This window comes from Streptomyces sp. ERV7 (assembly GCF_001653515.1).
Classification (GTDB): Bacteria; Actinomycetota; Actinomycetes; order Streptomycetales; family Streptomycetaceae; genus Streptomyces.
Genome location: NZ_LYOY01000015.1, coordinates 16,723 through 27,829, shown reverse-complemented (window position 1 = coordinate 27,829; position 11,107 = coordinate 16,723). Strand labels below are relative to the sequence as shown.

At 68.0% G+C, this 11,107-nt stretch carries 12 protein-coding genes; 3 read left to right on the top strand and 9 right to left on the bottom strand.

Going from position 1 to position 11,107, the window contains the following annotated elements:
* From A8W25_RS05860 to A8W25_RS05820, 9 genes are all read right to left on the bottom strand, one after another.
* Nucleotides 1–913 (bottom strand): hypothetical protein (locus A8W25_RS05860; protein WP_199831676.1); only part of this gene is annotated, 913 nt, incomplete at its 3' end.
* A gap of 382 nt (nt 914–1,295) precedes the next feature.
* Nucleotides 1,296–2,198, bottom strand: a complete 903-nt coding sequence (locus A8W25_RS05855; protein WP_067157041.1) for a bifunctional DNA primase/polymerase — start codon at nt 2,196–2,198, stop codon at nt 1,296–1,298.
* A gap of 82 nt (nt 2,199–2,280) precedes the next feature.
* A complete protein-coding gene (locus tag A8W25_RS05850; RefSeq protein ID WP_067157038.1) occupies nt 2,281–2,877 on the bottom strand; it encodes a hypothetical protein in 597 nt (198 codons plus the stop codon).
* Between the two features lie 15 nt (nt 2,878–2,892).
* Complete coding sequence (locus A8W25_RS05845) at nt 2,893–3,084, bottom strand: hypothetical protein (protein WP_067157035.1); 192 nt, start codon at nt 3,082–3,084, stop codon at nt 2,893–2,895.
* Between the two features lie 18 nt (nt 3,085–3,102).
* On the bottom strand, nt 3,103–3,354 hold the full coding sequence (locus A8W25_RS05840; RefSeq protein ID WP_067157032.1) for a hypothetical protein: 252 nt from the start codon (nt 3,352–3,354) through the stop codon (nt 3,103–3,105).
* 140 nt (nt 3,355–3,494) lie between these two features.
* Complete coding sequence (locus A8W25_RS05835; RefSeq protein WP_067157029.1) at nt 3,495–5,723, bottom strand: cell division protein FtsK; 2,229 nt, start codon at nt 5,721–5,723, stop codon at nt 3,495–3,497.
* An 81-nt stretch (nt 5,724–5,804) separates the two neighbouring features.
* The gene (locus A8W25_RS05830) at nt 5,805–6,191 is read right to left on the bottom strand and encodes an RRQRL motif-containing zinc-binding protein (protein WP_067157026.1); all 387 of its coding nucleotides are present in this window, start codon (nt 6,189–6,191) and stop codon (nt 5,805–5,807) included.
* Nucleotides 6,191–7,060 (bottom strand): DUF2637 domain-containing protein, encoded by an 870-nt coding sequence (locus A8W25_RS05825; protein ID WP_067157023.1) that lies wholly within the window; start codon nt 7,058–7,060, stop codon nt 6,191–6,193. Before A8W25_RS05825 ends, A8W25_RS05830 begins: the two co-directional genes overlap by 1 nt.
* Nucleotides 7,057–7,323, bottom strand: coding sequence for a DUF6284 family protein (locus tag A8W25_RS05820; RefSeq protein WP_067157020.1), 267 nt, complete (start codon nt 7,321–7,323; stop codon nt 7,057–7,059). The genes A8W25_RS05825 and A8W25_RS05820 overlap by 4 nt, the downstream gene beginning before the upstream one ends.
* 603 nt (nt 7,324–7,926) lie before the next feature.
* On the opposite strand from A8W25_RS05820, the gene A8W25_RS05815 reads away from it, so the two are divergent.
* The 3 genes from A8W25_RS05815 (at nt 7,927) to A8W25_RS33855 (ending at nt 10,173) form a co-directional block, all read left to right on the top strand.
* Nucleotides 7,927–8,694 carry a GntR family transcriptional regulator gene (locus A8W25_RS05815; RefSeq protein ID WP_067157017.1) on the top strand — a complete coding sequence of 256 codons (768 nt, stop codon included), beginning with the start codon at nt 7,927–7,929 and terminating at the stop codon, nt 8,692–8,694.
* Nucleotides 8,691–9,260: a GNAT family N-acetyltransferase gene (locus A8W25_RS05810; protein ID WP_067157013.1), complete on the top strand. Its 570-nt coding sequence runs from the start codon at nt 8,691–8,693 to the stop codon at nt 9,258–9,260. The genes A8W25_RS05815 and A8W25_RS05810 overlap by 4 nt, the downstream gene beginning before the upstream one ends.
* A 433-nt stretch (nt 9,261–9,693) precedes the next feature.
* Nucleotides 9,694–10,173: a hypothetical protein gene (locus A8W25_RS33855; RefSeq protein WP_158942418.1), complete on the top strand. Its 480-nt coding sequence runs from the start codon at nt 9,694–9,696 to the stop codon at nt 10,171–10,173.
* The last annotated feature ends 934 nt before the right edge of the window (nt 10,174–11,107 follow it).

Sequence of the window (11,107 nt, the reverse complement as noted above, 5' to 3'; positions counted from 1 at the left end):
GGACGGGTTCGTCCCACATCGGCACCAGGGGGGCGGTGGGCGGTTCGAGGTCGGCCGCTAGTCCGGCCCACAGGTCGTCACTGCTGTCGACCGGTTGTGCGGTCATGGGCTGATCGCCTCCTTCGGATGCGGCGGTGGGCTCGGTGAAGCAGCCGCAGCCGCCCCAGTCATCGGCGTCGATCTGCTGGCCGGTGATCCGCGAGCGCAGCACGGTCAAGGGCAGCGGGATGGAGACGCCATCGATGCGGTCGCGCAGGATCGCCACGTCCTTGCCCAGGTGGGCGCGCAGGGCGTTCTCCTGGCGTTCCTCCTCGGCGTAGCGGTCGGGGTTGGTGGCGTGCAGCAGGGCCCATTGGGCCTGTCCGCCCCGTACGCAGGCGCCGCCACAGTTGTTGTGCGGGAATCCCTGGGCGTAGAGGCGCGGGGGCTTGAGGCCGCGTGCGGCGGCACCGCGCAGGAGGTCTTCCTTGTCGAGGTAGGGCGGCTCACACAGCGGAGCGAGCGCAGTCCACGGCTGGTAGGCCGCCTGGATCGCGGGCAGCCGGTGGGTCTCGGACCAGTCGATGCCGACATAGACAGCGCAGGTCGCCGGGTCGGTGTGGGCTTCCAGCCACTGACGGCAGGGGATCTGCTTGAGGTACTGGCTGCACGGGGCGATGCGGCTGTTGCCGATGATCCGGCGGTCCTTGAAGACCTCCCACGGCGTGCGGCCGTCGGCAATTTTGACCAGGCGGGCTTTCAGGCTGGCCGCAGCATCGTCCAGGAACCGATACAGGTCGGCGTCTTCGACCTTGGTGTCCGCGAACAGCAACACGACGTGCTCGGGGCCGTGTTCGTCGACGACGCGCTTGGCGGTGGCCCACGAGCCGATCCCGCCACTCATCATCACCACATGTCGGATCTCCGCCATCACGATGCCTCCCTCCCGCCTTGGCCACGGCCCAGCAGCGGGCATGAGGTGCGGTGTTCGCCGTGCGCGGCGATCAGTTGCAGCACGGCCGCCCGTCCGATGGCGTCCCGCTCGAAGCCGCACCCGCACCAGCAGTGCGCACGGGCCTGGGCGGTCCAGGACGGTGGGGCGACGATCCGCAGCCAACCGGAGACAACCGGGCCGTGGCCACGCTGGGTGGGCGGGTGCGGGTCAGGGCGGACAAGCGTGAAAGGACGGCCTTCAGCCGACGTCTTACGAGCAACGACCGCCCGCCCGGCGGCAGGTGCTGCCGTCGGGGCGGCCGGAAGGTCGTCCAGGGCGAGTTGCCCGCACGCCGCTGTCTCGCTGCGGGGGCGGCGGGGCGTCATGCCGCCCTCACCACCTGGGCCATGCCGTTGGCCACGGCCCGCTCCGCATACGCCTTGGGAACGCCCACGGAGACGGCCGCAGCCACGATCTCGCGCCCCATGACGTCCAGACCGCAGGGGCCGGGGCACTGGGCGTGCTGGTGGGCGACGAACTGCGCCACGGCGAACGCCTGCGACCCGGCGCCGGACTCGGCGTGCGCGCTGATCCTGGCGAGGCCGCGTTGCAGGCCGGTGCGGACGTAGGCGGCGGTGTGGCGGCAGCCGGTGGCCACCGACCGGTCCCACACGGGCCGCCCGGCAACGGAAGAGACCACCCTGCCGGGCGGGGAGGTGGTCTCTTCCCTCTCGACCAGCGCCCGGACGGCCGACGGCAGGGGCGCCATGGTGCCGGAGCCGTACCCGAGCCAGCGGGCGTACTGCATGGTCGACTTGATGTCGATGCCGGGCCGGACCGCGTTGGCCGACCGCATCCGCCCCAGGTAGATCCAGTGCTGTCCCCGGGTGGTGGGCACGGTCGTCGTGGCGGGCAGGTTCTCGCGGGCCCACGCGATGGCGTCGGCGTTGTCCAGGTCCACGACCGTCAGACCCGCGCCGCCCGGGTGGTAGGCGACCGCAGAGGCCTGCACCCACGCCCGGCGCCACAGAATGGAGTTGATGACGTTCGGGTCGGTGGTCGCGGCGGCCCACCCGTGGCAGGGGCCGGGGCAGGTGCAGGGGCCGGCGTTCTTCATGTTCGGTCGGCCGCCGCATGCGTTGTCCGTGCAGCGGCGGCAGTTACCGAACGGGACCTTGCCCGCCCGCAGGGGCAGGATCGGGATTTGTGAGGCGGCCAGTTCGAGGGCGGTGCGTAGGCGTAACGGTCGGCGGCCGTCTCGCGGAGTGTCGGTGGGTTGCGTCATGCTGGATGTCTCCAGTTCTCGTGTGGACGGAGAACCAGGGCGGCCCCGGACTTTGGCGAGACGGGGGCCGCCCTAGCCGTATCTAGCGTTCGATGGCGGGGAGTTCGGGCAGGCCGGCGCTTTCGATGGCCTGCGGGTTGAAGCCGGGCAGCGTGGCCCGGGTGATGAGCGCGGTGGCGAGGGATTCGGCGTAGGAGGCGCCGGCGCGTGCGGATTCGATCTGGGCTCCGGCTCGCAGGGCTTCGACGCGTTCGATGTGGGCGTGGTCCTCGCGCCGTTCGGTGGTGTGCCGCTGGTGGGCGAGGGTGTCGCGCCGTTCGGTGCGCCAGTAGCGGGCCGCGAGCCCGTACGCGACGGCGGTCGCCAGGGCCCACAGGAGCAACGGCAACGGGAGGCCGTCGGAGTATCCGGCGACGCCCGCCAGGGCGAGGCCGCCGGACGTGGCGAACGCGGTTCCGGCGATCACGCTGTCCCCGGCGCGGCCGGTGGACGCGCAGGCTCCGGCCGCCGCTGCCCCGGCGGCCAGGATGACCATCAACGCGGCGTTGCCGGTGGAGTGTTCGGCGCCGTTGGCGTTCCAGATGCGTCCCAGGATCAGCACCGTGGAGGTGGCGACGGCCGGGGCCGCCTTCGGCGCGGCCAGGGTGAGCCAGTGCCGGGCGAGGATCGGTTCGTTCATGACGGGTTCCTCCGGTCAGCGCTGGTTGGCGAGGCTGGTGACGACGGCGGTGGTCAGATCGTTGATGGTGTGGCGGGCGCCGGTGTCGGCGAGGTAGAAGCCGAAGAGCACGGCGACGGCGGCGGCCCCGGCTCCGAGGGCCTTGAAGCGGAGCAGGAGCAGGACGACGACGCCGAAGAGCAGGACGAGCGGGATGGTGATGGCCATCGGTGGTCTCCCGGGTGGTCAGCGGGTGCCCGCGCGGTAGGTGCGGTGGGCGCGGTTGTAGAGGTGGCGGCCGATGCGTATGCGGATGCCGTGGCCCTTGCAGCGGCGGCAGTGCTTGCCCCGCTTGGGCCGTCCCTTGCGGTCGTGGGTGAGCTGGAAGCCGAGGCCGTCGCAGTGGCGGCAGGTTCCGAACGGGCTGAGCCAGCACCGCACGCCGTAACAGAGCGTGGCGACGAGTAGGCAGGCGCTAGCGAAGGCGGGGAGGGTCATGAAGGGGCTCCAGGGCGGGTTTTCGGGGTTTCCGCAGGTGGGTCGCTAGGTGCTAGCGACCTGATCAGGTGCCGTTTTGGTTGCTAGCGAGGTTGCTAGGTCTAGCGAGGTGGGTCGCTAGACCTAGCAACCTCCGGGGCCTATCCGGCAGACCGGTTCTTGTCACGCTTGGTGATGGCGTCGATGATGTGCTGACGCTCGATGCCGCGCCGGTTGGCGCCCTTGCCGTTGTCGGTCTTGCCCCACACCTGGCCCGTGGTGATCCCGAACGGCTTGAGCGCGGTGGCGAGCTGGTCGGCCTTGGCGCGGCCTTCCAGCTCAGCCCACGGCCCGTAGGCGTCGGGGTTGAGTGCGGCCAGGCGGTCCACGACGGTCTCGGACCACACCTTGTCCTCGGCACGGCCCAGCACGGCGCCGATGTCATCCAGGATCGCGTCAGCGGCCCGGCCGCTGCCGCTCTCCCCGGCCGCGTCACCGGTCACGGTGCCCTCGGCCTCCCGCAGGGCACGGGCGCGCCCGAGGATGGCGTCCGCGTCCCGGCCGTCGGCCAGGTAGGTGCGCACGATCCCGGAGTCGTCCGACATGCCCTTGAGCAGACCGACACCCTTGTGGGACTTCAGGAGCCGGGAAGCGTCCAGGCCCTCGCTGTAGGAACCGGCGCCGAGCACGACATCGGAGACCTGCCAGGACCCGACCCGCAGCGAGAAGCGGGCCTGGTGCTGGTCACGCAGGACGCTCGGGCAGGCCTGGTCATCGGGCTTCTGGGTGGAGAGCATCACGGGGACGCCGACGGCGGGCGCGACCCGGGCGAGGTAGACCAGGAGTTCCAGGATGAGTTTGCCGTGGGTGGGGTGCTGCAAGTACTCCTGCACCTCATCCACGACGACCAGCGTGAGCGGCATGTTCAGCTTCTTGTCCCGGCTGATCTCCGGGGTCAGCTTGCCCTCGGGGCAGATGTGCAGCGGGAGTTCGGACAGCCGGTGGTAGCGGTCTTCCACATCCGCCTTCAGCTCGGTGAGCGCGTCCACGAGGTGCGCGACGGGGTCGAAGCCGCCGCGCGGCACGATCCCGAACCCGATCCGGTGCGCCACCTTCGCAAAGCCGCGCCAGTCCGGGGAGGCCTTCCCGTCGAACACGATCAGCCGGACATGCGGGTCCAGCGCGGCGGCCAGCGCGATGGTGCGGGCCGAGAACGTCTTGCCCTGCCGGGGCACCGCACCGACCAGCAGCGATAGCCACAGCATGGTGGCCATGACCGGGTTGCCCCGCTCATCCACGCCCCACGGGAACGGCTTCCAGAAGTCCACCCGGGTCGCCCCGAGCAGCGGGGTGCGTCCGGCCGGGACCGCGAGCGGGTCACGGTCGGCGATCCACATCGACACCCGCCGCTCACTGGTCTCATCCACGTCCAGGAACAGTTGAGTGGTGGCGATGTCGATGCCCGAGGCCAGCGCCTTGCGCTTGGCCAGCGCGTCCCCGAACGATTTCCCGTACGGCAGGTCGACCACGACCCGCCATCCGTCGCCGTCCCGGCCGATCGGGCGGGGGAAGGCGATGCCCTGGTCCTTCACCGTCAGCCCGGCGGCCTGGAAGGCGCGGGTGATGATGTCGGACGACAGCTTGCGCTTGCGGAACGTCACCTTCGCCCGGTCGATGAGCGGCCGGTCCGCCGGCGCCCCGGCAACGCCCGTGGCTGTCGTGAACGCGGCCACGGCCAGCAGGAGCAGCCAGGACGGTGCCATCACCCACAACACCAGGGCCAGGGTCAGGCCCACGGCGGCGCCCACTCCGGCGACGATGCCCCGCAGCCGTACCCGGGCGTCACGCTGACGCGACAGCGACAGGTACTGTCCCGCATCCTCAGCGGCGACGGCGGCCAGCCGCAGGGCCTTGCCCTCGGCGTCGAACACCCACCGTCCGGCCGTGGTCGACCAGCGCCACGCTCCCCGCGGGGAGTAGGCGAGCAGTTTGGGGGCGTAGATGCACGGCAGGCGCCACGCGTGGTAGCCCACCATCGCCGAATAGTGGCGAACCGCCCACTTGCGCACGGCCTTTCGCTGGTCGGGCAGCTTCACCCAGTCCGGGAAGACCGGCAGCCGGGCCTTGTCCTTGGCTTCCATCCACTCCGCCACCGACGGCGGATACACCGTCTTGGGCGGGTCGACCGGGGCCCCCTCCACCACACCGTCCGACTCATCCTCGGCCTCGGTGTCGGGCAGGACGGCTTCCCACTCGCCCGGCTTCACCTCACCCGGCGCCAACGCGTCCAGCCCGGTCTGCGGGGGCTTCTTCTTCAGCGGGAACGGCACCACCTCAGCGGTGTGCTCCGCCGGTTCCTTGGTGTGCTCAAAAGCGCTGTGCTCGGTCACGATGGTTCCACTCCTTTACAGGGAGTCCAGAGCCCGGCCGCAGGCTGTAGGAGGCGGGCGGCCGGGCCGGGGGCGGGAGATTCAGGCGGCGCACTGTTCTTCGGGGTAGGCGCAGGTCACGCACATGCCGAGCGAGGGCGGGATGACGTACCCGGCGTCCAAGCGGCACTCGGGGCAGGTGCGGCGGGCGAGCATCGCCAGCGCGAGCGCACCCCACTTGCGCGAGGTCATCGGCCGCACCGGCAGGGCAAGTTCGACCCGGTACAGAAACGCGACACTCACCCCCGCTTTGCGGCGGCGTGAGCGGCGCATGAGCTGGGCGGCGACCGGCTGACCGCCGGGGCGAAGCCCCTGAGCGCGCAGTTGCCGACGCGTGGCGAAGCCGTCCGGGGCGAGCTTCCACGGGAAGGTGGGGATGCCGTAGCGGGCGCCGGACGGGTCGAAGCACTGCGCATACGCGACGGCCATCACGCCACCCGCGCAGCGTCAGCGGCTCGCTCCCCGCGCAGGGCATCGCGCAGGGTCCGGGCGTTGGCGGGGGAGGTGTGGACGGCCTTGCGGATGCCCTCTGCGGTCAACTTCTCCTCGGGCCAGTCGGCGGTCAGTGACCGTGCCTCTGTGAGGAGTTCGCCCGGGGTCCGCCTGGGCCGACTCGATCGGGCTACGTCCGGCACCCGCCCGGTTGCCCGGCGCGGGCGGGGCGATTCAGCGGCCACCGACCGCCCGATCGGAACGAGCGCGGTCGACGGCACCGGCTTGTCCGGGATGCTCGACTTGAGGAAGCCGACCTGAACGGCCCGGGGAATCGGCGTCGCGTTCACGACCACGGGCCCCGGGGTCGATTCCGCGAGGTCACCTGTAGACCGATTCCTCACGGTATCAGCCGTTTTCTCCGGATTTGCGATCGGGTCCGGCTGATGGTGGAGAACCTTGGCGACCAGATCGGACCCGAAGTAGATCGACCCGACCGGAAGCGACGTGGCGAGCAGTACGAGCGCCCAATTCGCCGGGTCCCAGTCGGCCAACCGGCCCCAGTCGACCGTCGCGCCGTGCAGCGCCGGGACCAGACCGTGGACGTAGTTGAGGACCAGGGACGCGGCGGTGTAAGTGCCCAGCACCCGCAGTGCGAACCGCCGCGCGTCGGCGGTCAGTACGAGCGTGGCGACCAGCGCCAGCGCCATGAGCCCGTCGACCACGAACGGGTAGAGGGTGGCTGCGGTGTGGTCCGCGCCGATCGCGCGGGCCACGTCCCTGAGCGCGTTCCACGACACCCGGAACGCCATCCCGACCACGGCCACCAGCGCGAGCACCAGCAGCGTCTTGGGCTTGCGATTCATGCCGCACCGCCCGACTGCACCGGCGCGGCGCGGTTGGCGAGGTCCCGGCGGGCGGCCAGTACCTTGTTCTCCGCCCGCCGGATGCGCCGGTTGTCCAGCACGTTCGGGGCGCGGTCCAGCGTGATGATCTGCGCGTCCAGCAGCTCGACTTCCGCCAGGATCAGCGGCATCTCGATGTCGATGGCGTCCAGCTCGGCCGCCGACGGCTCGGCGTCGGGCAGGAGGTCGGTAACAACCTTCTGAAGTGCAGCGATGTTCTTCATGAGTCGTGGTCTCCCTAGCAGGTGGTGCGGCTCGAAAGCGGCCCCGGTGTTGGAGCACCGGGGCCGCGTGCCGTTGAAGTGGAAGCCACACGCGAGCGGTGCGGCGGGCCACAGGTGCGGCCAGCGCCCCGGGCCGGATTCGATCCGGCGCCGTCGCGGCCCCCGTACAGCGGGGTCGGGGCTTGGAAACGAAGGGATGTTCCGGCTCCCCTCAACCCCGCCCGTACGACCACACGGGCCGGACGGGCAGGGGAGGCAACCGGCCCGCAGCAGATTGCGGAGGGTTGGGGTAGCGCTGTACGTCACGCGAGAGGCCCGCGTGGCCGCCTACTTGGCCGAGGAGAGGCGGCGTGATCCCCATTCAGTTGTCAAAGAACGGCCGCTCCGATGAGCCTGGTAACCCCTGATCAGGGGCTCCCGTCTTCACGGGTACTCACCGAGCACTGGCAGTGCAGTCAGGTGCCACACACGATGGTGTTGCACCACCTGCCCAGCTTGTTGGTACAAGCCGATGCAGTGATGCTGCACCTGCGGACAGTGAGGCGTCAAGGGGGTTGGGGCTACATGTACCAACAAGTTGCGCGAGTGCGTCATGATGGGGCTATGACCAAGCAGCCGAAGTACCGGCAAGTCGCTGACGCCCTGCGCCGCGAGATCGACAACGGCACCTATGCGCCAGGGGCGCGGCTGCCCTCCGAGAACGACCTTCAGCAGCGGTTCGACGCATCCAGGAACACGATCCGCAACGGTCTAGGCCTGCTGGTCAGTGAAGGCCTGATCACGTCCAGCCAGGGGCTTGGGTACGAGGTCAAGTCCCACGAGGTGTTCGAACTGAACGCGTCTCGTTTCGAGAACCTGACCTTCCCGCAGAACGGGGATGCTTACAGCACAGACGTCACGAACGCCGGCCGTCAGCCCCATCAGACCTTCCGTGTGGAGATGCTGCCGGCATCGAACGACGTTGCAGAACGGCTTAAGGTCCCCGCAGGTACGAAGGCTGTATTGCGGTTTTGTCATCGCTACGTTGACGACGTCCCGTGGTCCACGCAGGCGACCTACTATCCGTCGTGGCTGGTCGACGTTTCGCCGCGTCTGGCTGAGCCGGGAGACATCGAAGAGGGCACGACCCGCTACCTCGCGTCGCGAGGGATCGAGCAAGTCGGCTATTTCGACGAGATCGCCGCTCGGATGCCCACGCCTGATGAGGCTCGTCTCCTGGAGATCGGAGCTGGAGTGCCAGTGATGATCTGGACGCGCACGGGCTACTCGGCAGACCGTCCGATCCGATGCACGATCACGACGTTCCGAGGGGACCTGAACCGCATGAACTACGAGATCGGCGAACTGTCCGCCCGAAGCGAGAACGCGTGATCATCACTCTTGCGGAACCTCACGACCTGACCAAGTTGCTCGCCTTCCGCGAAGAGGCGGCAGGTTGGTTGCGGAAGTTGGGGTCCGACCAGTGGAGCCGTCCGTATCCCGCCGACAAGCTGTTGGCGACGATTGAGGCCGGGACCGTCTTCATGCTCCGTGACGGGCACGCGACTGCTGGCACAATCACGCTCACCCCGGATGCCGAAGAAGGGCTGTGGACGGACGGTGAACTGGCCGAGCCATCGATGTTCGTCAACAAGCTCACTGTTGCTCGCGAGTACGCGGGACAGGACTTGGGTGGCCGACTGCTCGACTGGGCCGGCGATCGTGCGCGTTGCGCAGGTGCACAGTGGCTTCGGCTGGACGCTTGGACTGCGAATGAGGCCCTTCAGCGGTACTACCTCTCGCACGGCTTCACGCACGTACGCACGGTTCGGGAAGGGGGGGCAGTGAACGGCGGCCCCAGAGTTTCCGGCTGGCTTGGACAGAGGGCTGCGCGGCGGGCTGACCACGGGTTCGCGGACCGCACTCCGAAGCCCGAGAGGCTGCGTTTCGCGGCCTGAGGGCGACTCGTTCGGTTCTCCGTCGCCGACCTCCGACTGCGCGCTCTAGGTACGGCAGCTCATAAGCTGTAAGCAGTGGAGTCTCTGGCTCCGGGCTGCGACAAAGGTGGTCTGGTGCTTCGGTGTCAGAGGCGCTTGCTAGATTTGGAAGATGCTCACGTCGACTGCCTTTTCGCAGAACATTTACCGTGCACTCGAAGGGAACTTCGAGTATCAAAGCATGACTAGTTCGGCTGGAGTGCGCTTCAGCCCGACGAAAGAGACAGCGCTCGACCCCGCCTTGCGAGCTTTGGCGCGAAGCCTTCCCCGTTCCTCTCCGGGGGTCGTAATGATGGCTGAGGTTCCTGGTCCTGTGGGCGTCCCTGACTTGCTCGCTCTCCCAGGATCGGGGGCGAGGCTAGCTAGGCGTCTGAACTCCAGGATTCCGCCCATCTTGCGCGAGATCGACATCGAGATTGTCGCGGCTCTGAACCCGCGCCAGGGTCTCACCGTCGAAACCATTAAATCGAGAGTGGGACGCAGTGACAGGGCGGTCTCTCAGGGCTTGCGGAATCTAAGCGAGACCGGTGCCGTGCTGACCAGAGGTGGCCTTTTCTATAGGGCGGAGTCGCTTGAGCCGGTCGGGAATATTTACGCCCTAGAAGCTAAAGTTGATGATTGGCGAAAGGGTGTGCGGCAAGCGTTTCGATACAGGGCATGGTGCAATGCGAGCGCCCTGGTCCTCAGTCGGATGCCGAAAAATCGTGAGCCATTGATCTCGGCTGCCCACAGGCTAAATATTGGGTTGGCCTGTGAAGATCAATGGATTGTTCGCCCGAAGATCTGCAAGCTGGATCGCGCGAATCGCCTACGAGGCAGCGAACACTTTGTTGCTGCGCTCAGCTTCTCACCTGTCAGATACCCTCAGCCTTAGCGTATTCTTCGAGGGCTTGAAATGGGTGATTCACCCAGGTATCCCGCTCGGACGCTGATACTAGTCCTGCGACCTGGGAGTCCAGCCACCTGTATCCGTCGAGCGCATCTCTGTAGATGGTTCGCAGAATTGACACGGCCTCTTCATGGCCATGCAATTGGTACACGTCTGATACAAATTCTTTGATAATGCGCAGGTGATGTACGCGTTGGTGCGCATCATCCAGAGGCATGGGGCCACCGCGAAGCTCTTGTGCTCTACTCGGGTCGAGTCGCTGAATGTCATCCGCGATTGACCGTCGTAGGACTGCGACCAGTCCTCTCTGAGTCACATAAGAGGCGGGCCGGCGTGGCGCAGGCGTCGATACTTGGTAGCTACTGGCGTCGAAGATTTTCATGGACCTATCCCAGCCGCTTCCTACCGTGTCCGCTCCTGCTGCGGCGGCCAGCAAGCCTAGGAAGTCAGCGTTCTGGACGATCACACGGCTTCGCACGCTCAGGGAATGGATGGTCCTCAGCCAACCAGTCAATGCGGACGTCGATGCCGCTAGGTCAGCAAGCAGGTTGGTACTGGCGGCCGGAACCAACGTGACGACCCAGGTGCCAGCGCGCAACCCGGCCAAACGGCCGACGTGCGCGTCTAGGTCCGTGCCCGAAGCGAAGAAGTCGGTGGTCCCGACGAGACTCTGATAGCAGCTCCGGTCGAGGCCTCTGGCTACGCGGGCTGTCTCGACTGCGTGGTCAGCTTCCGTCGACCGCCCCGATGTAACCGCCAGCGTGGGGGCGAGCTTGGGCAAACCCAGGTCGCTCTGGTGGCGGAACACCCGCTCGATGTGCTCGAGACGCCGAGCGGTGGTGTCCAGTCCAACTCCGGAGTTACCCCAGAGGCTCCACGTATCGTAGTCCTCGACCTTGTTAGTGCCGCTCAGTAGCCG

Coding starts and splice junctions, on each gene's coding strand:
- A8W25_RS05850 (WP_067157038.1), bottom strand. CDS start 2,877: ATGAACGAACCGATCCTCGCCCGGCACTGGCTCACCCTGGCCGCGCCG.
- A8W25_RS05845 (WP_067157035.1), bottom strand. CDS start 3,084: ATGGCCATCACCATCCCGCTCGTCCTGCTCTTCGGCGTCGTCGTCCTG.
- A8W25_RS05855 (WP_067157041.1), bottom strand. CDS start 2,198: ATGACGCAACCCACCGACACTCCGCGAGACGGCCGCCGACCGTTACGC.
- A8W25_RS05820 (WP_067157020.1), bottom strand. CDS start 7,323: ATGAAGAACATCGCTGCACTTCAGAAGGTTGTTACCGACCTCCTGCCC.
- A8W25_RS05840 (WP_067157032.1), bottom strand. CDS start 3,354: ATGACCCTCCCCGCCTTCGCTAGCGCCTGCCTACTCGTCGCCACGCTC.
- A8W25_RS05830 (WP_067157026.1), bottom strand. CDS start 6,191: ATGGCCGTCGCGTATGCGCAGTGCTTCGACCCGTCCGGCGCCCGCTAC.
- A8W25_RS05815 (WP_067157017.1), top strand. CDS start 7,927: ATGACCAAGCAGCCGAAGTACCGGCAAGTCGCTGACGCCCTGCGCCGC.
- A8W25_RS05825 (WP_067157023.1), bottom strand. CDS start 7,060: ATGAATCGCAAGCCCAAGACGCTGCTGGTGCTCGCGCTGGTGGCCGTG.